Genomic DNA, 26,011 nt, shown 5'->3' with positions numbered 1-26,011 from the left:
CGAGTTGAATCATGAACCTGAGTGAACCCCGCGAGCTGGCACCTTTGCTCGAAGCCTTTCTGTTGGCCTCGGGAAAACCGCAATCCCTGGAGCGCCTGTACGAACTCTTCGAAGAGGGCGAACGGCCGGAGCCACCGGTTTTCAAGAAAGCGCTGACGATACTCGCCAAGTCTTGCGATGGCCGCGCCTTCGAACTGAAGGAAGTTGCGTCCGGTTATCGCCTGCAAATCCGCGAAAAGTTCTCGCCGTGGGTCGGTCGTTTGTGGGAAGAACGCCCGCAGCGCTATTCCCGCGCCATGCTCGAAACCATCGCCCTGATCGCCTATCGCCAGCCGATCACCCGTGGCGAAATCGAAGACGTACGGGGTGTGGCGGTCAACAGTCAGATCGTAAAAACACTGATGGAGCGTGAGTGGATCCGCATCGTCGGATACCGCGACGTGCCGGGCAAACCGGCGATGTTCGCCACCACCAAGGCGTTTCTCGATCACTTCAACCTGAAGAACCTCGACGACTTGCCACCGCTGGCCGAACTGCGCGAACTGGAGCCCGATCCGGTGCTCGATTTCGACGACGCGCCAGTGCCTGCCGGTCTGCAAGAATTGGCGGACGCCAGCGCCGAGCCGGAAGAGCCCAAGGAAGAAACCAGTTTCCATACGCTGTTGCTGGAACTTGACAGCATGGAGGAGGGGATCAAGACCGATTTCGATGATTTGTTGCGCGATGGCGAGGCATCCGTGACTGATCCGGAGTTCGCTGATGTTCAGCCGGGCACCGAAGTCGCGCAGATCGAGCCGGAGCCTGACCTTGAAGTCGAGCCCGAACCCGACATCGAGCCGGAGCAGGAAGACGACATTCTTGGTGTCGCCGAAGCTCGGGAAAAACTGCTGGCGGCGGTCGCTGCCCTGGAACAGCCGAAACCCGAGCTCAGCGATGAAGAGGCCGAAGCACTGGCTTTAGCCGAAGCCATCGAAGCCGAACGCCGCGAATTCGAAGACTGACCGCAATCCTGTAACCACCCAATCCCCCTGTGGGAGCGGGCTTTGGTAAAACATCACCCAATCACCGGTCGGCGGAAAAGCCATTAAGCTTTGGCGGATCAACTAGTCTCTGATGCGCAAACGCCCTGATGAGCGTATGATTCGCGACCCTTCGGCGATCCCTTCGCCCAGGTACACAGATTTGCAACGTTCCAGGCCACGCCTGGACAGACCACACCGGGAGGTGCCCAGATGAGTATCAACGACCAGAAAGACGACCAGGAAATCGGCCCAGCAGGCGAAAAACTGCAAAAGGTCCTCGCCCGTATCGGCGTCGGCTCGCGCCGTGACGTGGAAGCCTGGATCAGCCACGGCCGCATCAAGGTCAATGGCAAAGACGCCACCCTTGGCCAGCGTGTCGACATGCACGACGCCATTACCATCGATGGCAAGGTGATCAAGCGCGAAGAAGCCGCCGAGTCGGTACGCCGCGTGATCATGTACAACAAACCCGACGGCGAGATCTGCACCCGTGTCGATCCGGAAGGTCGTCCGACCGTGTTCGACAAGCTGCCGCGTCCGAAAGAAGGGCGCTGGATCAATATCGGTCGCCTGGACATCAACACCACGGGTTTGCTGATGTTCACCACCGACGGTGAACTGGCCAACCGCCTGATGCACCCGTCCTACGAGATGGACCGCGAATACGCCGTGCGTGTACGTGGCGAAGTCGATGACGAGATGATCGAGCGCCTGAAAGCGGGCGTTGTGCTCGAAGACGGCCCGGCGCGTTTCACAGATATCCAGCAGGCCCCGGGTGGCGAAGGTTTCAACCACTGGTACCACTGCGTGGTGATGGAAGGTCGCAACCGCGAAGTCCGTCGCCTGTGGGAGTCCCAGGGGCTGGTGGTCAGCCGTCTGAAGCGCGTGCGTTTTGGTCCGGTGTTCCTCAACTCCGACCTGCCGATGGGGCGCTGGCGCGAAATGAGCCAGTACGAAGTCGACATTCTCAGTGCCGAAGTTGGCTTGACCCCGGTGGCCATGCCGCAACTGAATGCCAAGAGCAAAGACAAGCTTGAGCGTATGCAGCGCAAATCGTCGCGTCCGATGGCCAAGACCGAGCGTGTACGTACCTTGCGTCCGGCGGCTGGTGCGCCGGCCGCGCCACGCGAAAGCCGCGAGCCGCAGATCGAAGGCGAGCGTCCGGGTCGCAAGCCTGCCGCGCGTCAGGACGGTGAGCGCGGTCCACGTTCGCCACGTCCGGCCAATGGCCGCACCGAGCGCGGCGAAGGTCGCGGTACGCCAGTCGCCGATCGTCCGGCCGACACCAAGCGCCCGGCCAAGCCGGCACCGAAGCGTCCGGGGATCAAGCTGGTCGAGGGTGACAAGCCTTCCGGCAAGCGTCGCGGCGCACCGGCCGGTTCGGGCCAGCGTCCGGGGTTTGGTCGTCGCAAGCCGGAGTGATCGGTAAGCGCTTCATAAAAAACGCCAACCCTCGGGTTGGCGTTTTTTTTCGCCTGGTTTAAGCGATGTGTTGTTTTTGAGAGCCTATTCGCTGGCAGGTCAGCTCCCACAGGGTTATTGGGTGTAGCTGAAATTGAGCAGTGCCAGAGATCAGTGTGGGAGCGGGCTTGCCCGCGAAGGCGTCAGGCGCAACGCCGCCATACTGGAAATGGAAATCCGTCGTTACACCCTGTAAAGAAAATCTGACGGAATCCACGGATTATCCCCGTGAAATCCTCACTCTTCTGAGGCTGTAAGAAAATTCTTCCACTTCACCTCCCGTTCAGTCTCCATCGAGGGCTCTAACCCGCTTGTTTGAACGCCTCATGCAGGGTGTTATGCGCGCCATGCCTGTCGTGCAGGTGCATAACAAGAAGGAGGCGCAATGAACGCCGCAATCCGTTTTCACCTCTCTGCATGGGACGAGTTTTCTGCCGTCCCCGTCAATGACCCGCAAGGGTCTGAGCCCTTTTTTGCAGCCGCCCGAGCCATTCGGGGTGGACACGGGCAATCCCGGCAACCGACACGCTGATTCAGCGGTGTCTGGCAGCAGGGGGTTAGCGGTGTACAATGCGCCGCGTTTTACCTGTGACCTCCTGCGCACCTGCGCAAACCTCGAGGCTATCCGCCTTGTTCACTCCGCCGCGTCACGAGCGCGTCGGGTTCGATTTCGTCACAGATAAAAACAAACAGGTGACGCATGACCGTTGTAAATACGCTGAACTCCTGGTGCCTGCGCTGGGGTTTGATCGGTGCCGCTTAACGTCTTTCCTGAGCAGCAACGTCGACTGAACATCATCAAACCTTGCGTGAGACCCTTTTCATGAGTGGACAAAACTCGCATTCAGGCGAGCTGAAACGCGGCCTGAAAAATCGCCACATCCAACTGATTGCCCTTGGTGGCGCGATTGGTACCGGTTTGTTCCTCGGCTCGGCCGGGGTACTGAAATCCGCCGGTCCGTCGATGATCCTTGGCTACGCCATTTGCGGCTTCATTGCCTTCATGATCATGCGCCAACTGGGCGAAATGATCGTTGAAGAGCCTGTGGCCGGTTCTTTCAGCCACTTCGCACACAAGTACTGGGGCGGTTTCGCCGGCTTCCTGTCGGGCTGGAACTGCTGGATCCTGTACATCCTGGTGGGCATGTCGGAGCTGACCGCCGTTGGCAAATACATTCACTACTGGGCGCCGCACATCCCGAGCTGGGTCACGGCTGCTGCCTTCTTCATGCTGATCAACTTGATCAATCTGGCCAACGTCAAAGTCTTTGGCGAGGCCGAGTTCTGGTTCGCGATCATCAAGGTCGTGGCGATTGTCGGCATGATTGCCCTGGGCAGCTACCTGCTGGTCAGTGGTCACGGCGGCCCACAAGCGTCGGTGAGCAACCTGTGGTCCCACGGTGGCTTCTTCCCGAACGGTGTCAGCGGCCTGGTGATGGCCATGGCGATCATCATGTTCTCCTTCGGTGGCCTGGAAATGCTCGGTTTCACCGCAGCCGAAGCCGACAAGCCGAAAACCGTGATCCCCAAAGCCATCAACCAGGTGATCTACCGCATCCTGATTTTCTACATTGGTGCGCTGGTTATCCTGCTGTCGCTGACCCCATGGGACAGCCTGCTGGGCACATTGAACGCCTCCGGCGATTCCTACAGCGGCAGCCCGTTCGTCCAGGTGTTCTCGATGCTGGGTAGCAGCACCGCCGCGCACATCCTCAACTTCGTGGTCCTGACGGCAGCGTTGTCGGTGTACAACAGTGGCACCTACTGCAACAGCCGCATGCTGCTGGGCATGGCCGAACAGGGCGATGCGCCGAAAGCGCTGTCGAAGATCGACAAGCGCGGCGTGCCGGTGCGTTCGATCCTGGCCTCGGCCGCTGTGACCCTGATTGCGGTGCTGCTGAACTACCTGATGCCGCAAAGCGCGCTGGAATTGCTGATGTCGCTGGTGGTGGCCACCCTGGTGATCAACTGGGCGATGATCAGCTTCTCGCACTTCAAGTTCCGCCAACACATGAACAAGACCCGCCAGACGCCGCTGTTCAAGGCCCTGTGGTACCCGTACGGTAACTACATCTGCCTGGCGTTCGTGGTGTTCATCCTCGGCGTGATGCTGTTGATCCCGGGGATCCAGATCTCGGTGTACGCGATTCCGGTCTGGATCGTGTTCATGTGGGTCTGTTACGGCATCAAGAACAAGCGCAGTGCGCAACAGGCGTTGCAGGCTGCAAGCGCGAAATAAGCGTAGAGCATAGAAACAACAAACCCGGCCATGTGCCGGGTTTTTTTGTTCTTGATGTTTTTATTTTGCGATTGCACTGAAGTCCGGTTCCTACAAAGTCGGGTGTCGATTACTACAGTCATTTCGGAACTTTTAATAAAACGGATGAATTCAGAACGGGCCTACACCCTGCCTGCTTGTGTTTGCCCTAGACTCGGGCGCTCCCATTAACCAAGGAGTGCTGATTGTGGCGAGTCAAAGTTACATGAGTATCACCGGTAAGCGACAAGGTTTGATTTCGGCGGGCTGCTCAGGCCAACGCTCTATCGGCAACAAGTGCCAACTCGGCCATCAGGATGAAATCATGGTGTTGGCCTACTCGCACGATATGCTCACGGGTAATGATGGCAGTGTTACAGGCGGTCGCGGCAGGCATATGCCGATCATGATTACCAAAGCCATCGATAAATCATCGCCTCTGCTGGCAAGTGCGCTGCATGAAGGTGAAGAACTGGACTGCATCATCAATTTATACCGAACCTCCTCGACCGGAGGTCAAGAACGATATTATTCGATACACCTCACCGATGCGCGTATTGCGCATATCAGCCAGCAGGTTCCCCATGCCATTCGCATGAATGATGCCGAGCCGCAAGAGTTGGTGTCTATCCGATACGGAAATATTGCCTGGGCGCATGTTCCAGCGGCCACCAGTGCTTATAGCAACTGGATGAAAGAGGGTGACTGAATCTTCCTGCGATATTCATGATGTAACCAGGTCTGCTTCTGATCTGGTTGCAGCGGGATGCGCCATTGGCATGGCGTATATTCCTGACGGTTTTGCACGGCTTCGATTTGGTTCGATGGTCGCCGCCTATGTTGATGAAGTGATTCAGGCGGTTGATGAGGGGGTTATCAGTGCGTGGCAGGCCGTGCAGGAAATAAGAGCCGAATATGAAGACTTGTCGGCAAAGGCGCGCTTTTATCTTCAAAATGGTGTTGGGGTTGTGGCGGGGGTGATGCAGATTAGGACGGGGTTTACGATTATCGGAACTCCGGGAGGGCTCGGTGTGATTCCAGGCACCCTCATGGTTGGGCATGGAGCAAATAATATCTATGAAAGCTTCGGAAATATTTATCGTGGGCCGGGTGCTCCGAGCACGGTTGGGCCTGTTAGGTATTTTTATAGGGATATGTTTGATGAAAAGGGTGACATGGTTTACTACTCAATGGACTTGTTTCTTTCCGCAATCGGGGTTTTTAGGCCGGTGTCAAAGCCTGGTTCGGTGGAGTTGTTCAGGCGTGATCCAATTAACTATGAGATGGCTTATCGACAGAGTGGTAGGTTGGCTTTGTTTTTTGAAGTATTAGTTGATTTTTTTACGATAGACTCAATGCTGTCAGATTGATCTTTTGCTCTAACTCTAGAAAGTATTTTAGGAGGCGAATTTGGTCATATCACTCCACGCATTCTAGGGATGTAAATCTTTAAGCCGCAAATAACTAGAATTATGTAGGTTGTCAGATAGGCTATGTCTAGATTGCTTTCATCTATGTAGATTAGTTTTCTGATGCCGAACACAATAATTCCGGTGGGGAGTCCGGAACAGCCTAAAACCATGAAGGTGACTGCAATATGATATCGAATGTTTTCAATGTTCATGGGTTGTAAGGTCTTGTTTTTTTGGGTGCGTTGGATGAGGTGGTTGTGTAGTCTGTAGTGACTTATGCGAGTGTTATGTCATTCCTCGCATTCTAGGTATATAAATTCGTAGTCCAATTAAAACAAGTGCTATGTAGGTTGTAAGATATGCGATTTTTAGATGTTCTTCATTTATTTGAATTACTTTATTTATGCAGAATACAATGGCGAGTGTGGGTAATCCCGAGGACCCCAAAACCAAAAGAGTAACCGCAATATGATATCGAATATACTCAAAATTCATTATCTAAGTAATCGGCTTGGTGTGAAGTCTTAGATTAGTGTGGTCACTGGAAACAATGCAACATCCCTTTTGTAAATCCGACAACACTGTAAGAATAATCCGACAAAGGCTTTTTCAATTTCGCCTGCACCAGTGATTGTCCCCTATTCAAAACGCTATCGCGGTATCCTGAACGCTCCCCACCCCGGACCCCTTTTCCATGCTGGTGATTTCCAACAACGTGCACATACCGGATGCCGAGATCGAGTTGACCGCCATTCGCGCCCAGGGCGCCGGTGGGCAGAACGTCAACAAGGTTTCCAGCGCGGTGCATCTTCGCTTCGACATTCCGGCCTCGTCCTTGCCCGAGTTCTACAAGGAGCGGCTGCTGGCGTTGCGCGACAGCCGCATCACCAGCGAAGGTGTGTTGATCATCAAGGCCCAGCAATACCGGACCCAGGAACAGAACCGGGCCGATGCGTTGGCGCGTTTGACCGAGTTGATCCTCAGCGCCACCAAGGTCGAAAAGAAACGTCGCCCGACCAAGCCGACCCTCGGTTCGAAGACCCGTCGGCTCGAATCCAAGAGCAAGCGCGGCAACATCAAGGCCGGGCGCGGCAAGGTCGATTTCTAGCGGGATTCTCGCGCTTCGCGCTGTTTCGGCGCCTGCCGGTACAAGTAGATGCTGAGCATCAAACCGCTCAAGGCGGCGAGGGCGGCGAACAGGAAGATCGAAGCAAAACCGAAGCCTGCCGCAATCGCGCCGGCCAAGGGCCCGGTGATCCCCAGCGACAGGTCAATGAACAGCGAATAGGCGCCAACCGCCGCACCACGGCTGGAAGCAGGCACGAGGTTGACCGCTTCGACCCCCAGCGCCGGAAACACCAGTGAGAAGCCAAAGCCACTGAGCGCCGCGCCCGCGAGCGCCCAATGCGCGTCGGGTGCCAGCCACAGCAGCAACAGCCCCAGGGTTTCCACCGACAGGCAGGCAATCGCCACACGAAAGCCGCCGAGACGGTTGATCAGGTTGCCGAACAACAGCCGTGCACCGATGAAGCTGGCGCCAAACAGGCTCAGGCACAGCACGGCGTTGTCCCAATGCCGGGTGGCGTAATACAGGGTGATAAACGTGGCGATGGTGCCGAAACCGATGGAGCCCAAGGCCAGTCCGCAGCCGTGGGGCAACACCCGCCCGAGTACATGCATGAACGGCAAACGCTCACCGACCACAATCGGCGCAGCGGTTTTCGGCCACGCCAGCAACAGTCCCAAAGCGGCCAGCAGCACGATGCTCACGCCCATGCTCCACAAGCCCATTCGATTGACCAGTAGCACCCCCAACGGCGCACCGACCGCCAGTGCGCCATAACTGGCGATGCCATTCCAGGAGATGACTTTGGCGGTGTTCGCCGCGCCAACCCGGCCGATGCCCCAGCCAATCGAACCGGAGCCCACCAGGCTTTCCGCGCTGCCGAGCACCAGGCGGCCGACCAGCAGGCTGATCAGACTCAACATCGGCAGGCTTTGGGTCCAGGCTGAAATCAACATGAACACACCACTCAAGCCGCAGCCGGCGAGGCCATACATCACCGCCAGTTTGCTGCCCTTGTTATCGATGATTTTCCCGGCGTACGGACGGCTGAGCAGGGTGGCGAGGTATTGCACGCTAATGACCAATCCAGCGATCACGGCGCCAAAGCCGAGGTCGCTGTGGACGTAGCCCGGCAATACGGCCAAGGGAATGCCGATGTTCAGGTAGCCGATAAAGGTAAACAGGACGATGGAGACAACTTGCAGCGTGACCGCCAGGGGGCGCTGGTTTTCAGACATGGGTAAAGGTCCACGGGGAAGCAGATAGATAGGCTGCTTATGATAACGGCGTAGACGGTCGTGGGTTGTGAAAAAAGTAAAACTATTTGCCGAACGGGATCGTTCAGGGCTTGGCCGGTGCAACCAGTTGCGTAGTGACCAGAGCGGCCAACGCATTTTCTTCGCTGCCGAATCGAGCCAGCAAGGCGGCTTGTTTTTCCGGCGGGAGACGATTCCAGATTTCGATCATTTTCTCGGCGGTGCCGATCAGGACGCTGGCCTGCAGCGCTTCATCAAAAGGAGGCGTGAAATCATCGGTCATGGTGCGGGGCTCAGGGTTCAGGCTGTGTGGAAAGCGCATGTTAGCGCTTTCCACACGGTCTGTACGGCGGGTGTTTCAGTCTTCGCTGTCGGCCTTGCGGCTGTCAGTGGCTTCTTTCGGCTGGGGCTGTTGGGCACCGGCTTGTTGCGTGGTCGTCTGCTCAGGTTCGTGCAGGCTTGGGAAGGGGAGATTGGGAATCTCGTGCATAGTCGCGCTCCTCGCTAAGTCTGTTGACAGATCTGGTAGATCCGCGCTTTTAAAAAAGCCTGGGCAGGATACAGCAGGAGAAATGACAAACAGACTTTTATATCCATTTGTTTCGACGGATGGGATTGTCTAGACAGGTCTATTGTTTTGTCGCAGACCCACTTGCAGGAGCGAGCTTGCTCGCGATGGTGTGTCAGTCACTGAGGTGTCAACTGATACTCCATCGCGAGCAAGCTCGCGCCTACAGGGGGCAGTGCTAGAGGGTTACTTGCAGACGTCAGCAATCGCCTCGGCCAGCAGATCCAGGCGTGTCGCATCAATCCCCGCCACGTTGGCCCGACCTGAACTGACCATGTACACGCTGTGGTGGTCGCGCAGTTTTTTCACTTGTTCCGGTGTCAAACCGGTGTAGGAAAACATCCCGCGCTGCACACCGATATGCGCAAAGCGCTCGCGCAAACCATAGGGTTCAAGGGCTTGCACCAGGCCGCTGCGCAGTTGGGCGATGCGCAAGCGCATGGTTTCCACTTCGTCGGCCCAGAGGCGTTTCAACTCCGGATCGCCGAGGATGGTTGCCACCACGGCTGCACCGTGATCCGGTGGCGTCGACCACAGGTTGCGGGCGATGTTGGCCAGCTGGCTGCGGATATCCACCAGCTTGTCGGCGGTTTTTGCGCAGACAATCAGGGCGCCGGTGCGGTCGCGATACAGGCCGAAGTTCTTCGAGCAAGAGCTGGTGATCAGTACTTCCGGCAACTCGGCGGCGAACAGCCGGGTCGACCAGGCGTCCTGTTCCAGGCCATCGCCGAAGCCCTGGTAGGCGAAGTCGATCAGCGGCAGCAATTCACGCCGGCGCACCACTTCCAGCACGCGGCGCCAATCTTCATGGGTCAGATCGAAACCGGTCGGGTTATGGCAGCAGGCATGCAGCAGTACCACGTCACCCTTTGGTGCTTCATTGAGCACGGCGAGCATGGCATCGACGTCGAGACGGTTGTCGCTGCCCACGTAGGGGTAATGACTGACCTTGACCTTGGCCGCCGCGAAAATGGTTTCGTGGATTGGCCAGGTCGGATTGCTCAACCAGATGCCCCGGCCCGGCAGGCACTGGGCGATGAAGTCGGCACTCAAGCGCAACGCGCCGGTACCGCCCGGTGTCTGGGTGGCGCCGGCGCGCTGTTCACTGATCAGCTTCGAGTCGGTGCCGAGCACCAGCTCACTGATGAGCCTGCCGAAGGCCGGTTCGCCATGACCACCGATGTAGGTCTTGGTGGTCTGGCGCTCGACCAGTCGCGCCTCGGCGAGTTTCACGGCCTGGGGAATCGACGTCAGGCCCTGGGCGTCTTTATAGACACCCACGCCGAGGTCGAATTTGCGCGGGTTGGGGTCCTGCGCATAGGCCTCCATCAGACCGAGGATCGGGTCGCCGGGCACCCGGCCGATGGCGTCGAAATGCATTACTTGCGGCCCTCGGCGTCCTTGGCCACTTCGTCGGTGCGCGCGGCCATGATGAAGTCGTTACGGTGCAGGCCCTTGATCGAGTGGCTCCACCAGGTCACGGTGACTTTGCCCCACTCGGTCAGCAGGCCCGGGTGATGACCTTCAGCCTCGGAGATTTCACCGACGGCGTTGGTGAATGCCAGGGCGTGCTTGAAGTTTTTGAACAGGAAGACTTTTTCCAGCTGCATGATGCTGTCGCGCACTTCGATGTTCCAGTCCGGGATCTGCTTGATCAGTACCGGCAGTTCTTCGTCGCTGACTTGCGGTGCATCGGCGCGGCAGGCTTCGCAGTGGGCTTGGTTCAATGTGGACATGATGGATTCCTGAAATCGAATAAATGGAAATCGGCCGTCAATGTCACCACGCTAAAGCAAAGCGTGGATTCCTGACAGACTCACTTGATCGTAAAAGTCGCGGATCACGCGGCTTTTGGCGGAAATTTCGGGGCGTGCAGACCCAACTGCATGCCTTGTTTGACCAGGCCCATGATGTCTTCGTGGGCGAGATCGAACAGACGCTTGAGGTTCGGCAGGACAAAGTACAACGGCTGCAGGATGTCGATGCGGTAAGGCGTGCGCATGCATTCCAGCGGGTCGAAGGCCTGATGCTCAGGCTCGTCCGACAGGCTGTAAACGGTTTCTTTCGGCGAAGACAGAATGCCGCCACCGTAGATGCGCCGGCCTTGCGGAGTTTCCACCAGGCCGAACTCGATGGTCATCCAGTACAGGCGCGCCAGGTATACGCGTTCTTCCTTGGAAGCCTGCAGGCCAAGTTTGCCGTAGGTGTGGGTAAATTCCGCGAACCAGGGGTTGGTCAGCAGCGGGCAGTGGCCGAAGATCTCATGGAAAATGTCCGGCTCTTGCAGGTAGTCCAGCTCTTCGCGGGTGCGAATGAAGGTGGCCACCGGAAACTGCTTGTTGGCGAGCAATTCGAAAAAGGTCTGGAAGGGGATCAGCGCCGGCACACGGGCGACCTGCCAACCGGTGGTTTCACCGAGGACCTTGTTGATTTCGCCCAGTTGCGGAATGCGGTCGTGGGGCAGACCGAGTTTTTCGATACCGTCCAGGTATTCCTGGCACGCACGCCCTTCGATCACTTTCAACTGGCGAGTGATCAGCGTGTTCCACACCGCGTGTTCTTCGGCGGTGTAGTCGATAAAACCTTGCGCATCGGGCTCGCGAGCCACGTATTGCGTCTGCTTCATGCTGCTCTCCTGCGAGGGGGATTCGTTCTTGTTATGTCCAGCTATGGACCTAGAAATAACCCATGGATTGCAGCCTTGCAGCAGGTGTTCAGCGTCGAGCGCAGGAAAAATCCGTAGAAAACGTAAAGTTTTCGTTACGTGTTGGGCGGCATCGCGCAGCTATTGAGATTTGCCGGTTTGAAAAGCGCTCCGGGTGTCACATAATCTTGACGACTATCTGTTGACCTTGGCAGAAATATCCGTCCGTGGCGCTGCAATTTCCCTGTGGGTGCGCCGGCAATGACTTCATCCACCGCTTTTCCAGGCCTTTTATATGCGTATCAAAGTCCACTGCCAGAACCGCATTGGCATCCTGCGTGACATTCTCAACTTACTGGTGGAGTACGGGATCAACGTCGCTCGCGGGGAAGTGGGCGGCGAGCATGGCAACGCGATCTACCTGCATTGCCCGAACCTGATCAACATTCAGTTCCAGGCCTTGCGTCCGAAGTTCGAGGCGATTGCAGGGGTTTTCGGCGTCAAGCGCGTAGGGCTGATGCCCAGCGAGCGCCGGCACATGGAACTCAACGCGTTGCTCGGCGCGCTGGAATTTCCGGTGCTGTCGATCGACATGGGCGGCTCCATAGTCGCGGCCAACCGTGCAGCCGCACAGTTGCTGGGTGTACGCGTCGATGAAGTGCCGGGGATACCGCTGTCGCGTTACGCCGAAGATTTCGATTTGCCGGAACTGGTACGCGCCAACAAATCGCGGATCAATGGGCTGCGGGTCAAGGTCAAGGGCGACGTGTTTCTGGCCGATATTGCGCCGCTGCAATCGGAGCATGACGACAGCGAAGCGATGGCCGGTGCGGTATTGACGCTGCACCGCGCTGACCGGGTGGGTGAGCGCATTTACAACGTGCGCAAACAGGAGTTGCGTGGCTTCGACAGTATCTTTCAAAGCTCGAAAGTCATGGCAGCGGTGGTGCGTGAGGCACGGCGCATGGCGCCGCTCGACGCACCGCTATTGATAGAAGGTGAAACCGGCACCGGTAAGGAATTGCTGGCGCGTGCCTGTCATCTGGCCAGTCCTCGCGGTCAGTCGCCATTGATGGCGCTCAATTGCGCCGGTCTGCCGGAGTCCATGGCCGAGACCGAATTGTTCGGCTACGGCCCTGGTGCTTTCGAAGGTGCGCGGGCCGAAGGCAAGCTCGGCCTGTTGGAGCTGACAGCGGGCGGTACGCTGTTTCTCGATGGCGTTGGGGAAATGAGCCCGCGCTTGCAGGTGAAATTGCTGCGCTTCCTGCAGGACGGTTGCTTCCGTCGTGTAGGCAGTGATGAAGAGGTCTACCTCGATGTGCGAGTGATCTGTGCGACCCAGGTCGACCTGTCCGAGTTGTGCGCCCGTGGGGAATTTCGCCAGGACCTCTATCACCGCTTGAACGTGTTGTCGCTGCACATCCCGCCGCTGCGCGAATGCCTCGATGGTTTGACGCCGCTGGTGGAGCACTTCCTCGATCAGGCCAGTCGGCAGATCGGTTGCCCGCTGCCGAAACTGGCACCGACGGTCATGGAGCGACTCAGTCATTACCATTGGCCGGGCAACGTTCGCCAGCTGGAAAACGTGCTGTTCCAGGCGGTGTCCCTGTGCGACGGCGGTACCGTCAAGCCTGAACACATCCGTTTGCCTGATTACGGCGTGCGTCAGCCTCTTGGCGATTTTTCCCTCGATGGTGGCCTGGATGAAATTGTCGGGCGCTTCGAAAAGGCCGTGCTGGAGCGGCTGTACACCGAGCATCCGAGCAGTCGGCAGTTGGGCAAGCGATTGGGGGTATCCCACACCACCATTGCCAACAAGCTGCGTGATTATGAGGTTGGCAAGGACAACGCCTGACCCTGTGGCGAGGGAGCAGCTCCCTCGCCACAGGATGCTGTGCTGCTCCGACAGGTCAAGCATTGCCACCCACCGGCATAACACCGCCGGTTTTTCGTCTTTGATACAAATCCTCCCCGTCAGCTCAATCCCTCAAGTCCTTTGTTTGCCGGGCCTCGTGCCGTCAAAAACAAGTTGGTCTGCAAATTGCTTATCGCTCAGCAGTACAGCAGTGGGCGGCAAACGTCCGGAAGGCAGAGGAAAGAGCGTGGACAAGTACCTTTACGTGGCAATGACCGGCGCCAGCCAGAATGCACTGGCGCAAAAGGCCCATGCCAACAACCTGGCGAACATCTCCACCAACGGCTTCCAGAAAGATCTGGAGCAGGCGCGTTCGATGCCGGTGTTCGGTGACAGCTTTCCGGCGCGTGCGTTTGCGATGTCCGAACGCCCGGCCACTGACTTCTCCCCGGGCGCCCTGGTAGAAACCGGTCGCGACCTCGATGTTGCCGTGCAAGGCAGCGGCTGGCTGGCAGTGCAGAACCCCGATGGCGGTGAAAGCTACGTGCGCACCGGCAGCCTGGTGGTTGACGCCCTGGGCGTGTTGCGGGCCGGCAACGGCATGCCGGTGATGGGCAATGGCGGGCCGATTGCCGTGCCGCCGCAGCAGCAGGTCGAAGTGGGCGAAGACGGCACCATCAGTATCCGTGCAATGGGCGAAGGCCCGCGCGTGATGGCCGAAGTCGACCGTATCAAGCTGGTCAACCCCGACATCAAGAACATGACCAAAGGCCTGGACGGTTCGATTCACACCAAGGACGGTCAGCCGGCGCAAGCCGATGCCAACGTCAAACTGGTGTCCGGGTTCCTCGAGTCGAGCAACGTCAACGCCGTGGAAGAAATGACCTTGGTACTGGCCTTGTCCAAGCAATTCGAACTGCACATCAAGATGATGAACACCGCCAAAGACGACGACCAGGCCATGGCTCGGGTCTTGCAGATCAGCTAATTATCAGAACGTCGCGCCGTAAAACAGGCGCACGAGGAGAATCGAATGCTTCCGGCTCTATGGGTTGCCAAAACCGGTCTGTCCGCTCAGGACACCAACCTGACCACCATTTCCAACAACCTGGCCAACGTGTCGACCACGGGTTTCAAGCGTGACCGTGCCGAATTCCAGGATCTGCTCTATCAGATCAAGCGTCAGCCAGGCGCCCAGTCGACCCAGGACAGCGAACTGCCGTCGGGTCTGCAACTGGGTACCGGTGTGCGTATCGTCGGCACCCAGAAGAACTTCACTGCTGGCAGCCTGCAAACCACCGAGCAGCCGCTGGACATGGCCATCGACGGTCGTGGCTTCTTCCAGATCCTGCAGCCGGACGGCACCACGGCCTACACCCGTGACGGTACCTTCCACCTCGACTCCAATGGCCAGATCGTCAACGCCAGCGGTTTCGCCCTGGAGCCGGCCATCGTCATCCCGAACAACGCCCAGAGCTTCACTGTCGGCACCGATGGCACGGTATCCATTACCGTGCCAGGCAACCCGGCCGCTCAGGTGATCGGCAACCTGCAAACCGCCGACTTCATCAACCCGACCGGTCTGCAGGCCGTTGGTAACAACCTGTTCCTGGAAACCGCCGCTTCCGGCGCGCCGCAAATCGGCACCCCGGGCCTGAACGGTTTCGGTACCACGCTGCAGAACACCCTGGAAGGTTCCAACGTCAGCACCGTTGAGGAGATGGTCAACATGATCACCACACAGCGTGCCTACGAGATGAACTCCAAGGTGATCTCCACCGCCGACCAGATGCTCTCGTTCGTAACGCAGAATCTGTAATCAAGTCTATGAGGCGGCCATGAGGCCGCCTGCAACACCGTGAGGAAGGGTCATGAATCGTTTCGTTTCTGTTCTGGCATTGACCGGGGTTACCGTGCTCGCGGGCTGCGTGCCGTCGACACCCAAGCCCAATGATCCCTACTACGCCCCGGTGTTGCCGCGTACGCCGCTGCCGGCTGCCGCGAACAACGGCTCGATCTACCAGGCCGGTTTCGAACAGAACCTGTACAGCGACCGCAAGGCGTTCCGGATTGGTGACATCATCACCATCACCCTGAACGAGAAGACCCAGGCCAGCAAGAACGCCAACTCGCAGATCGACAAGAACAGCAAGACCGGCATCGGTCTGACGTCGCTGTTCGGCTCTACGCCCAATACCAACAACCCGTTCGGCAGTGGCGACCTGAGTCTGAACGCCAGCTATGAAGGCGACCGTGCGACCAAGGGTGACAGCAAGGCGGCACAGGGCAACACCCTGACCGGTTCGATCACCGTGACCGTCGCCGACGTGTTGCCCAACGGCATCATTGCCGTGCGAGGCGAGAAGTGGATGACCCTCAACACCGGCGACGAGCTGGTGCGGATTGCGGGTCTGGTGCGCGCTGACGACATCGCCACCGACAACACCGTTTCGTCGACCCGTGTCGCCGATGCGCGCATCACCTACTCGGGCACCGGTTCGTTTGCCGATGCGAGTCAGCCAGGCTGGTTCGACCGTTTCTTCCTCAGCCCGCTGTTCCCTTTCTAGGTGGCTTTCCAGTTGAGCATGTTGAACTTCAAACACCTCATGGTGGCCGCCGTTTTGTTGTCCGCGGCCTTCAACGCTCACGCCGAGCGATTGAAGGACATCGCCAGTATTTCCGGCGTGCGTTCCAACCAATTGATCGGTTACGGCCTGGTGGTCGGGCTCAATGGCACCGGCGACCAGACGACCCAGACGCCGTTCACCCTGCAGACCTTCAACAACATGTTGTCGCAGTTCGGTATCAAGGTGCCGCCGGGCTCGGGCAACGTGCAGTTGAAGAACGTCGCCGCGGTGTCGATCAGTGCTGAGCTGCCGGCGTTCGCCAAGCCGGGGCAGCAGATCGACATCACCGTTTCGTCCATCGGCAACTCCAAGAGCCTGCGTGGCGGTACCTTGCTGCTGACGCCGCTCAAGGGTATCGACGGCAACGTCTATGCCGTCGCCCAGGGCAACCTGGTGGTGGGTGGCTTCGATGCCGAGGGGCGTGACGGTTCGAAGATTACCGTCAACGTTCCGTCGGCCGGTCGCATCCCGGGCGGTGCTTCGGTAGAGCGGGCGGTGCCAAGTGGATTCAACCAGGGCAATAGCCTGACCCTGAACCTCAACCGTTCCGACTTCACCACGGCCAAACGCGTCGTCGACAAGATCAACGACATGCTTGGCCCAGGTGTGGCTCAGGCCATCGACGGCGGTTCGATTCGCGTCAGCGCGCCACTGGACTCCAGCCAGCGCGTCGATTACCTGTCGATCCTCGAGAACCTTGAAATCGATCCGGGTCAGGCGGTGGCGAAAGTCATCATCAACTCCCGTACCGGCACCATCGTGATCGGTCAAAACGTCAAGGTTTCCCCGGCCGCCGTCACCCACGGCAGCCTGACCGTGACCATCACCGAAGACCCGATCGTCAGCCAGCCCGGGCCTCTGTCCAATGGCACGACGGCCGTCGTGCCTCGCTCGAAGATCAATGCCCAGCAGGAAGCCAAGCCGATGTTCAAGTTCGGCCCGGGCACCACCCTCGACGAAATCGTGCGGGCGGTGAACCAGGTCGGCGCGGCACCGGGTGACTTGATGGCGATCCTCGAAGCACTCAAGCAGGCCGGCGCATTGCAAGCCGATCTGATCGTGATCTGAGGACGGCGCTCATGGATATGCGCAAGAGTGGTTTGGCCAGCAGCAGTGACTCAGGCTCCTATTCGGACCTCAATCGCCTGAACCAGCTCAAGGTCGGCGACAAGAACAGCGACGGCAACATGCGCAAGGTTGCGCAGGAGTTCGAGTCGCTGTTTCTCGGTGAAATGCTCAAGTCCATGCGCTCGGCCACCGAAGCGCTCGGTCAGGACAATCCGCTCAACACCCCGGCGGCCAAGCAATACCAGGAAATGTACGACCAGCAGTTGGCCGTTTCCATGTCCCGCGAGGGCGGTGGTATCGGTCTGGCGGACGTCCTGATGCGGCAGATGTCGAAGAACAAGCCGATGGCACCCGGTGAGGCGGCAGCCGCATCGGCCGCCAGGCAGGAAGCGGCAAAAGCTGCGGTGCAGACCCCGGTGGCTGCCGGTACCGTCGCACTCGGCGGGCCGCTTTCGCGGGTCAATGGCCAGCGTCCATTGTGGGCCTCGCGGTCGGTGCACGCGCCGACGGGCGAGGGTACCCATCTCAATGACATGGCAATGATCAATCGGCGACGCCTTGCATTACCACCGAAACTGGCTGATCGCTTGCTGGCGGGGCTGGTGCCCTCGGCAACGACCACGGCGGCGAGCGCAACCACGGCGCAGAACAAGATCCAGTTGCCACAGAACACGCGCAGCGGCTCCGGCCCGTTGTACAACGGCGACTGGCTCGCTGCGCAAGCGGATTCAACATCGAGCGGCAGCCTGCAGATTTACGGTCGTGCAATGGCGCAGATTCCTCTCGCACCGGCGAAAAAAGCCTTCAGCTCCGCCGACGAATTCGTCAATACCATGCTGCCGATGGCCAAGGAAGCGGCCGCGCGCATCGGTGTCGACCCGCGTTACCTGGTGGCCCAGGCGGCGCTGGAAACCGGTTGGGGCAAATCGGTCATGCGCGCCCAGGATGGCAGCAGTAGCCACAACCTGTTCGGCATCAAGGCGGGCGATAGCTGGAAAGGTAATTCGGCGCGGGCCATCACCAGCGAATTCAGGAATGGCGAGATGGTCAAGGAAACGGCGCAGTTCCGTTCCTACGACTCTTACAAGGACAGCTTCCATGACCTTGTGACTTTGTTGCAAACCAACAATCGCTATCAAGATGTCGTGAAGTCGGCCGATAACCCAGAACAGTTTGTACGCGAGTTGCAAAAGGCCGGTTACGCAACCGACCCGGACTACGCAAGCAAGATTTCGCAGATAGCCAGGCAGATGACGAGTTACCAGAACTACGCTGCGGCGGGCGTTTCAACGAATTTATAAGGTCTGAACCATGAGTTTGCTCAATATCGGGATGTCGGGTCTGAGTGCGAGCCAGAGCGCGTTGGTGACCACGGGCAACAACATTTCCAACGTCGACACCGCCGGGTACTCGCGCCAGCAGACTGTGCAGGGCACCAAAGGCTCTATTCAGTACGGCAATGTGTTCATCGGTACCGGCACGACGCTGGCCGATGTGCGCCGGGTGTATAACTCCTATCTCGATTCGCAGCTGCGTACCGCCACTTCGCTCAACAGCGAAGCATCGGCCTACAGCGCTCAGGTCACACCGCTGGATGCCACGCTTTCCGATAACAACACCGGTTTGACCGGTGTGTTGCAGAACTTCTTCACCTCGATGCAGGGTGTTGCGACTTCGCCAACCGACGACACGTCCCGCCAGTCGGTGCTGACCGGTGCACAGGCGCTGTCCAGCCGTTTCAATTCGATTGCCAAGCAGCTGAACGACCAGAACACCAACCTCAATGGCAGCCTGTCTGACATGGCGGGCCAGGTGAACAAGCTGGCCACCTCGATTGCCAATCTCAATCAGAAGATCTCCGAGCTTTCCACCGGCAGCAGCCAGCCCAACGACCTGCTCGACTCGCGCAACGAAGCCGTGCGTCAGCTGTCCGAGCTGGTCGGTGCGCAGGTTGTCGAGCGCGGCACCAACTTCGACGTGTATGTCGGCAGCGGTCAGCCATTGGTCGTCGGCAATACCACCAACACCCTGCAAACCGTCCCGAGCAGCGATGATCCGTCGCGCATGGCGCTGCAGATGAACCGTGGCTCCAGCACCATCGACATCACCTCGGTGGTCAGCGGCGGTTCGATCGGTGGTCTGCTCAACTACCGCAAGGACGTGCTCGACCCGTCGCTCAATGAGCTGGGGCGTGTGGCGCTGGTGGTGGCTGACCAGATGAACAGTCAGCAAGCGCAGGGCATCGACAAGAACGGCGATTTCGGCGCGGCGATTTTCAACAACATCAACAGTGCCGCCCTGGTCAGCCAGCGCAGCATTGCCCAGGCCGGCAACAGCGCCGGTTCCGGCAACCTCGATGTGACCATCAAGGACACTGGAAAGCTGACCACCAGCGATTATCAGGTAACGTTCACCAGCCCGACCGACTACACGGTCAAGCGCTCGGACGGCACTGACATGGGCGCCTTCAGCACCACGACCACACCGCCTCCGGTGATCGACGGCTTCACCCTGAACCTCAACGGTGGCGCGCTCAGCGCCGGTGATTCGTTCAAGGTGACACCGACCCGTGGCGCGGCGGCGAGCATCCAGACCGTGCTCACCGACCCGAAAAAAATCGCCGCGGCTGCACCCTTGACCGGCAATGCCAGCGCCAATAACGGCGGTACCTACACTCAGCCGGCACTGACCAGCACCCTCGATATCTACAATCCGGCGGCCCAGGCGGAAATGCAGACCGCGCTCAAGTACTCGACGCCGGTCAAGCTGGTTTTCGGTGCCGCAAGCGGTGGCAGCCAGAGCTACAACCTGGTCGATGCCAAGGGCAATTCGATCAGTACCGGCACCATTGTTCCGGGTCAGAGCAACACCCTGAACCTGAACGTGGGGATGGTCGATGGCACGGGCGCTCCGATCATGGACAACAGTGTCGTTCCGGCGGTGCAGAAGACCTTCACCGTGCAGACCACGGTCGGCGGCACACCGGCCAGCGGCGAAAGCTTCACGATCAACCTGACCGGCGCCGCGTCTTCGGATAACCGCAACGCGCGATCCCTGGTGGGGCTGCAAACCAAACAGACCGTCGATACCGGCTCGGCGAGCAAGGGCATCAGCCTGACCGACGCGTACGGCAAGCTGGTGACCAACGTCGGCACCAAGGCCGCCCAGGGCAAGTCTGACGGCGATGCCACTACGGCGATCCTGACCAATGCCAAAGGTGCCCGTGATTCGGTGTCCGGGGTGAACCTGGATGAAGAAAGCGGCAACCTGGTCAAATACCAGCAGTACTACACCGCCTCTTCGCAGATCATCAAAGCTGCGCAGGAAATTTTCAGCACGCTGATCAACAGCCTTTAAGGAGTCGTAATTCATGCGCATTTCTACCGCCCAGTATTACGAAACCACCGCTGCCAACTATCAGAGCAACTACAGCAAGGCCATCGCGACGAGCAATGAAGCCAGCAGCCTGACTCGCATCAACACCGCCGCCGACGATCCGATCGGTGCCGGGCGCTTGCTGAGCCTTGGCCAGCAGAGTGCGGCGCTGAATCAGTACGGTACAAACATCGACAGCACCAAGAGTGCGTTGAGCCTGCAGGAAACCACGCTGACCTCCATTGGCAACGCGTTGCAACGCGCCAAGGAGCTCGCCCTGGCTGCCAGCAACGGCACGGCTACTGACGCCGACCGCAAGGCCTATGCGTCGGAAGTGGGCCAGATCCAGCAGCAAGTAATGGGCCTGATGAACTCCAAGGACTCGGCGGGCAACTATCTGTTCTCCGGTTCGAAAACCGACACCGCGCCTTATTCGCAGAACTCGGACGGCACCTTTACCTACAACGGTGACCAGACCAGCATCAACCTGGGCATTGGCGACGGCATGACGGTGGCGACCAACACCACCGGTTGGGATGCTTTCCAGCAGGCCATCAACACCAGCCGCACCCAGACCACCATGACCGCTCCAGCGGTGGATGACGGTCGGGTGGTGCTGTCCAACGGTACGATCGGCACCAGTTCCACCTACAACGCCAAGTTCGCCGGCGGCCAGCCCTACACCGTCAACTTTCTCAGCAGCACCCAGTTGCAGATCACTGATGCGCTGGGTAATGACGTGACGGCCGAAGCCAGCCAGAACGGTGTCATCAGCAATGCCAACGGTGCCAACCAGACGGTGAGTTTCCGTGGCGTTGACCTGAAGCTGAACATCAACCTCAAGTCCACTGACGCCAACCCGGATGCGGTGATCGCCGGCCACAGCTTCCAGTTGGCGGCCACGCCTGACAGCTTCAATGCTTCGCGCAGTCCTGGAAACACCTCGACCGCGGTCATCACCGGTTCCAGCGTGACCAACCAGGCGGCTTACACCAACGCCTTCCCGTCGGGCGGTGCAGTGCTCAAGTTCACCAGTGCCACGGCCTTTGACCTGTACGCCGCACCGATCACCGCCGACAGCCGGCCGGTCTCCTCGGGCACCGTCTCGGGTGGCAATGCCACCGCAGCGGGCGTGACCTTTGCCTTGGGCGGCGGCGCTCCGGCCTCCGGTGACCAGTTCCTGATCCAGAACAACGATCATCAAACCCAGAACGTGCTCGACACCCTGGGCCACATGGTGACCGCGCTGAATACGCCGATCGACGGCAACCCGGTGGCCAAGCAGAATTTCCTCGGCGCCATGGAATCCGGCCTCGGCAACATCGACAGCGCGGTCAACCAGATCGGCTCGGCCGTTACCTCGATCGGTGCCCGCGGCCAGTCGCTGGATAATCAGTCCGCGACCAACGAGAGCCTGACCCAGGCGAACGCCACGAGCCAGTCGTCGATCCGTGACTCGGACCCGGCGGAAGTCATGACTCGCCTGACCTTGCAACAGACCATGTTGCAGGCTGCGCAGTTGGCGTTCAGCAAGATTTCTCAACTGGGTCTGTTCAACAAGATCTGATGGTGGTCGGGCGCTCAGGCGCCCGTCTGCCTTGTCCCTTCAGTATTGATCGTCTTTTTTGCGGTATTCGAGGGCTCGCTTTTCAGGGCGGGCTCGCGCCGCCTGTGAGCCCGCCGTGAATTCACTCCCCCTTGTCAGCCTGGTCATTCCCGCCTTCAATCCACGCTTTTTCGGTCGCGCCTTGCACACGGCCGTGAGTCAGAGCTATGGCCATCTGGAAATCATTGTTTGCGATGACAGTCGCGGTCATGAGATCGAAGACATCGTCAACTCGGTGATCGAGCAGGGTGCGCGCATACGTTATGTGCGCAATGCACAAACCCTGGGGTTGGTCGGCAATCTGCAAGCTTGCCTGGAGCAGGCACAAGGCGAGTTCATCAAGTTTCTGTGTGACGACGATCAGCTGTTTTCCGCCTGTATCGAGCGTCAGGCCCAAGTGCTTATCGATTGTGCCGACGTCAATCTGGTGGTCGCCCAACGATTGTTCTGGGATGCCGACGACATGCCGTTGCCATCGCGCATGGAAAACACTCCGCTGTCTCCGGTGGGCGGGGTGTTCAAAGGCGATGACCTGCTGGCGATATTCGAAAACTTCCCGGTCAATATCCTCGGGGGCTTCAGCAACGCGCTGTTCCGTCGGGCAGATCTGCTTGAACTGTTCCCGGCATTGACCCAGCCCGGTCATTGCTTTGTTGCGACGCTCGATTTTGCCTTGTACGTCTGCCTGATGCGGCGGGGCAATATGGCGGTGTCCAATCATGTGCTCGGCGTCGAACGCCTGTATCCGGAGCGTTTGAGCAGCCAGCAATCAATGAAGGATGCGGCGGAAATCGAGCGGCAATGGCTGTCGCAGATGCTCAAGGCGCGTAGCGGCGAATCGGCGCCGGCTCCAGGCTGGGTGCGCTACCTGCCGCTGACCAGGGTCGACGAGTCACCACGGGTCTGGGAAGAGTTGCCATTGAGCCGGACCCTGGGCACAAAGCAGACCACCCAGGGTTGGCATGTGGGTATTGACAGTGTCAGTTTCTCCCAGCTCTACGCTCAATGGCTGGAGTGCCGGCATCTGACTGACGGCCAGCGCAACCTGCTGCCAGACACGCTGGCAGCCTGGCCCAAAGTGCCGAAAATCGTTCCGGTCATCATTGATGAGGACGGCAGCCGTTCGGCGCTGGAGATCACGCTGCAGTCGCTCGCCGCGCAGGATTATCCGCCTGAGCTGACCGTGGTTCTGTCGACGTCCTGCACGCGGGTCGAACTGGAGGAGCGGGTTTTCCGCGTGCCGCTGCAAGACGACTGGCAGCAGCAGGTCAACGAGTTGTTGTCGCAACTGGAAGGCGCCGACTGGTTCTATCTGTTGCGTGCCGGCGATCGTCTGGTGGTGCCGGCTTTGTTGGTCATGGCCGAGCGAATTGCCCTCACGCCGGCGATGACCTGCCTGTACAGCGACGAAGGTGGGCTGTACCAGGGTGAATCCGCAGAGCCTGCGTTCAAGCCCGATTTCAACCTTGACCTGATGCGCAGCTACCCCTATGTCGGACGCGCCCTGGCGTTTGAGCGTAAGCGTTTCCTGGCCGTGGGCGGCTTCAATTCCCGGTTCGCCGAGCTGGCGCCTCACGATGTGCTGTGGCGTATGGTCGAAGATGACGGCACGCAGGTGGTCGGCCATATTGCCGAAGTTTTGCTGGAGTCCACCCTGGATCTGGCCAAATGGCTGTCGCAGCCGCAAGTGCTGGACACCAACCCGCTGTTGCTCGAAGCACACCTGCAGCGCCTGGGCATTGCCCATGAGATTCGCCCAGGCAGTTCGACGATCCTCAATCGTGTCGATTACCTTCATGGTGAGCGCTCGCTGGTTTCGATCGTCATCGTCAGCAAAGACCAGACCAGTGCCTTGCAGCGCTGCGTCGAGAGCCTGCTGGAGAAAACGGCCTACAGCGAATACGAGTTGTTGCTGGTGGACAATGGCAGTGAAGGTGTCGAGGCGCGCACCTGGTTCGACGGTATGGCGAAGCTGGGCAGTGAGCGGGTTCGGGTACTGAGACAGGAGCGACAAGGAAGTCTGGCGCAGGCGCGCAACTTTGGCGTGAGTCAGGCTTCGGGCGACTATGTCCTGATGCTCAATCCGTACACGGTCATCACCCAGGGCGAGTGGCTTGCCGAGCTGCTCAATCACGCGCAGCGTCCGGAAGTCGGCGTGGTCGGGGCCAAGCTGTTCAACCCCGATGGTCGAGTGCTGCATGCGGGCCTGATCCTTGGCTTGCAGGGGCCGGCCGGCGTGCCGTTCCATGGCGAGCCGATGCAGGCAGCGGGCTACATGTTCCGCTTGCAGACGGCTCACGATTTGAGTGCCGTGGGCGGTGATTGCCTGATGGTGCGCAAGGCGGTTTTTGAAACCGTCGGCGGCCTGGATGAGCAAGACCTGGCGCAGTCCCTCAACGAGGTTGATCTGTGCCTGCGCATCGGTCAGGAAGGTTATCTGGTGGTCTGGACGCCTCATGCCCAACTGGCTTTGGGGGTGCAACCGCTCGTGGCGGCGCAGGAAGGTGACCAGGCTCGCAGCGAACAGGAGCAGGAGGCTTTCTACAAGCGCTGGCTGCCGATCATTGCCCGCGATCCTGCCTATAACAGCAACCTGGCGTTGCAGGGTGTGGGTAATGCAAGCTTCAGTCTTGAGCCTGGTCTGCGTTCCGGCTGGAGTCCGTTTTCCCAGGCCCAACTGCCTAAAATTCTCGCGTTGCCAGTCAATGCCTCAGCCATCGGTCATTATCGGGTGACTCAACCGTTGATCGAACTGGAAGCCGCCGGCAGGGCACAGGGGCGCATTCACTACAATCTGCCGACCATCATTGAAGTCGAGCGTTATTCGCCTGATGTGATCATCTTGCAGGGGCGCTATTCGGAAGGGCCGATCAACGAAATTCCGAGCCTGCAAAAATACTCCAGCGCGCGACGCATCTACGAGCTGGATGACTACGTGATCAACGTGCCTCATCGCAATGCCCATATCCGCAACATGCCGGGCAAGGACGAGATGGAGAAACTGGTCCGTCGCGCCATCGGCATGTGCGATCGCGTGGTGGTTTCCACCGAGCCGTTGGGCAACGCCTTGTCGGACATGCATCACGACATCCGCGTGGTGCCGAACATGTTGGCGGCCCACTTGTGGACCGATTTGCGCAACCAGCGCCGCACCTCGAAAAAGCCGCGGGTCGGTTGGGGGGGCGGCACCAGTCACCACGGTGATCTGGCGGTCATCGCCGATGTGGTCCGTGAGTTGGCCAATGAAGTCGACTGGGTGTTCTTCGGCATGTGTCCGGATGATCTGCGTCCATACATGCATGAGTTCCACGGGGTGATCGGGTTGGACGTCTACCCGGCCAAGCTGGCCAGCCTGAATCTGGACCTGGCCCTGGCGCCACTGGAGTTCCACATCTTCAACGACTGCAAGAGCAACCTGCGCTTGTTGGAGTATGGCGCTTGCGGCTACCCGGTGATCTGCACCGACACTCAAGCCTATAGCGGCTACTTGCCGTGCACCCGCGTCAAATCCAACTCCACGGACGAGTGGCTGCAAGCCATTCGCATGCATCTGGCCGATCCGGAAGCCAGCTATCGCATGGGCGATGAGTTGCGCGAGATTGTGCTGCGTGACTACGTGCTGCGTGGCGACAACCTGCGTTATTGGGAAAACGGCTGGCTCGCGGACTGACAGTCCGGGCGTTGGTCAAGTCAAGGCAGGCGACGATGAGTCGCCTGCCTTTTTTTTGTCTCGAAGACCTTCGCGCGGCAACGCCGCAACCCTCTCGTCGTATCGCCTGGCGCCGGACCGAAAG

21 protein-coding genes are annotated in these 26,011 nt (G+C 59.1%); 15 read left to right on the top strand and 6 right to left on the bottom strand.

Going from position 1 to position 26,011, the window contains the following annotated elements; all coding sequences use genetic code 11:
• Positions 1-11 precede the first annotated feature (11 nt).
• The 6 genes from scpB (at position 12) to arfB (ending at position 7,260) form a co-directional block, all read left to right on the top strand.
• Positions 12-1,001, top strand: a complete 990-nt coding sequence (gene scpB / locus ACGJAX_RS28955) for an SMC-Scp complex subunit ScpB (protein WP_390956981.1) — start codon at positions 12-14, stop codon at positions 999-1,001.
• A 231-nt stretch (positions 1,002-1,232) separates the two neighbouring features.
• Positions 1,233-2,444 carry a 23S rRNA pseudouridine(2605) synthase RluB gene (rluB, locus tag ACGJAX_RS28950; protein ID WP_090324361.1) on the top strand — a complete coding sequence of 404 codons (1,212 nt, stop codon included), beginning with the start codon at positions 1,233-1,235 and terminating at the stop codon, positions 2,442-2,444.
• A gap of 862 nt (positions 2,445-3,306) precedes the next feature.
• Entirely contained in the window at positions 3,307-4,722 is a 1,416-nt protein-coding gene (locus ACGJAX_RS28945) for an amino acid permease (protein WP_390956980.1), read from the top strand.
• 226 nt (positions 4,723-4,948) lie between these two features.
• Positions 4,949-5,449, top strand: coding sequence for an Hcp family type VI secretion system effector (locus tag ACGJAX_RS28940; RefSeq protein ID WP_247257676.1), 501 nt, complete (start codon positions 4,949-4,951; stop codon positions 5,447-5,449).
• The gene (locus ACGJAX_RS28935) at positions 5,442-6,110 is read left to right on the top strand and encodes a DUF4225 domain-containing protein (RefSeq protein ID WP_390956979.1); all 669 of its coding nucleotides are present in this window, start codon (positions 5,442-5,444) and stop codon (positions 6,108-6,110) included. The genes ACGJAX_RS28940 and ACGJAX_RS28935 overlap by 8 nt, the downstream gene beginning before the upstream one ends.
• A gap of 736 nt (positions 6,111-6,846) precedes the next feature.
• Positions 6,847-7,260, top strand: coding sequence for an alternative ribosome rescue aminoacyl-tRNA hydrolase ArfB (gene arfB / locus ACGJAX_RS28930; protein ID WP_090324341.1), 414 nt, complete (start codon positions 6,847-6,849; stop codon positions 7,258-7,260).
• Here arfB and ACGJAX_RS28925 read toward each other — a convergent pair.
• From ACGJAX_RS28925 to phhA, 6 genes are all read right to left on the bottom strand, one after another.
• Positions 7,257-8,456: an MFS transporter gene (locus tag ACGJAX_RS28925; protein ID WP_090324340.1), complete on the bottom strand. Its 1,200-nt coding sequence runs from the start codon at positions 8,454-8,456 to the stop codon at positions 7,257-7,259. The genes arfB and ACGJAX_RS28925 overlap by 4 nt on opposite strands.
• 103 nt (positions 8,457-8,559) lie before the next feature.
• On the bottom strand, positions 8,560-8,796 hold the full coding sequence (locus tag ACGJAX_RS28920) for a hypothetical protein (protein WP_247257678.1): 237 nt from the start codon (positions 8,794-8,796) through the stop codon (positions 8,560-8,562).
• A 36-nt stretch (positions 8,797-8,832) separates the two neighbouring features.
• Positions 8,833-8,964: a hypothetical protein gene (locus tag ACGJAX_RS28915; RefSeq protein WP_281198496.1), complete on the bottom strand. Its 132-nt coding sequence runs from the start codon at positions 8,962-8,964 to the stop codon at positions 8,833-8,835.
• Positions 8,965-9,228: 264 nt separating this feature from the next.
• On the bottom strand, positions 9,229-10,422 hold the full coding sequence (locus ACGJAX_RS28910) for an aromatic amino acid transaminase (protein ID WP_390956978.1): 1,194 nt from the start codon (positions 10,420-10,422) through the stop codon (positions 9,229-9,231).
• Positions 10,422-10,778, bottom strand: coding sequence for a 4a-hydroxytetrahydrobiopterin dehydratase (locus ACGJAX_RS28905; protein ID WP_017337151.1), 357 nt, complete (start codon positions 10,776-10,778; stop codon positions 10,422-10,424). Before ACGJAX_RS28905 ends, ACGJAX_RS28910 begins: the two co-directional genes overlap by 1 nt.
• 104 nt (positions 10,779-10,882) lie before the next feature.
• Complete coding sequence (gene phhA, locus ACGJAX_RS28900) at positions 10,883-11,668, bottom strand: phenylalanine 4-monooxygenase (protein WP_090324335.1); 786 nt, start codon at positions 11,666-11,668, stop codon at positions 10,883-10,885.
• Between the two features lie 313 nt (positions 11,669-11,981).
• On the opposite strand from phhA, the gene ACGJAX_RS28895 reads away from it, so the two are divergent.
• The 9 genes from ACGJAX_RS28895 (at position 11,982) to ACGJAX_RS28855 (ending at position 25,887) form a co-directional block, all read left to right on the top strand.
• On the top strand, positions 11,982-13,541 hold the full coding sequence (locus ACGJAX_RS28895) for a sigma 54-interacting transcriptional regulator (RefSeq protein ID WP_390956977.1): 1,560 nt from the start codon (positions 11,982-11,984) through the stop codon (positions 13,539-13,541).
• A 247-nt stretch (positions 13,542-13,788) separates the two neighbouring features.
• On the top strand, positions 13,789-14,529 hold the full coding sequence (locus ACGJAX_RS28890) for a flagellar basal body rod protein FlgF (RefSeq protein WP_390956976.1): 741 nt from the start codon (positions 13,789-13,791) through the stop codon (positions 14,527-14,529).
• 45 nt (positions 14,530-14,574) lie between these two features.
• Positions 14,575-15,360, top strand: a complete 786-nt coding sequence (flgG, locus tag ACGJAX_RS28885; protein ID WP_090324331.1) for a flagellar basal-body rod protein FlgG — start codon at positions 14,575-14,577, stop codon at positions 15,358-15,360.
• Between the two features lie 52 nt (positions 15,361-15,412).
• Positions 15,413-16,108, top strand: coding sequence for a flagellar basal body L-ring protein FlgH (flgH, locus tag ACGJAX_RS28880; protein ID WP_090324329.1), 696 nt, complete (start codon positions 15,413-15,415; stop codon positions 16,106-16,108).
• Positions 16,109-16,126: 18 nt separating this feature from the next.
• On the top strand, positions 16,127-17,236 hold the full coding sequence (locus ACGJAX_RS28875; protein ID WP_390960020.1) for a flagellar basal body P-ring protein FlgI: 1,110 nt from the start codon (positions 16,127-16,129) through the stop codon (positions 17,234-17,236).
• Between the two features lie 11 nt (positions 17,237-17,247).
• Positions 17,248-18,537, top strand: a complete 1,290-nt coding sequence (gene flgJ, locus ACGJAX_RS28870; RefSeq protein ID WP_390956975.1) for a flagellar assembly peptidoglycan hydrolase FlgJ — start codon at positions 17,248-17,250, stop codon at positions 18,535-18,537.
• 10 nt (positions 18,538-18,547) lie between these two features.
• Positions 18,548-20,593: a flagellar hook-associated protein FlgK gene (gene flgK, locus ACGJAX_RS28865; protein ID WP_390956974.1), complete on the top strand. Its 2,046-nt coding sequence runs from the start codon at positions 18,548-18,550 to the stop codon at positions 20,591-20,593.
• 13 nt (positions 20,594-20,606) lie between these two features.
• The gene (locus tag ACGJAX_RS28860; protein ID WP_390956973.1) at positions 20,607-22,178 is read left to right on the top strand and encodes a flagellar hook-associated protein 3; all 1,572 of its coding nucleotides are present in this window, start codon (positions 20,607-20,609) and stop codon (positions 22,176-22,178) included.
• Between the two features lie 115 nt (positions 22,179-22,293).
• On the top strand, positions 22,294-25,887 hold the full coding sequence (locus tag ACGJAX_RS28855) for a glycosyltransferase (RefSeq protein ID WP_390956972.1): 3,594 nt from the start codon (positions 22,294-22,296) through the stop codon (positions 25,885-25,887).
• Positions 25,888-26,011: the final 124 nt, after the last annotated feature.

This window comes from Pseudomonas moorei (assembly GCF_042846945.1).
GTDB classification, from domain to species: domain Bacteria; phylum Pseudomonadota; class Gammaproteobacteria; order Pseudomonadales; family Pseudomonadaceae; genus Aquipseudomonas; species Aquipseudomonas moorei.
The sequence above is the reverse complement of the archived record's forward strand: the minus strand, read 5'-3'. Positions and strand labels throughout refer to the sequence as shown.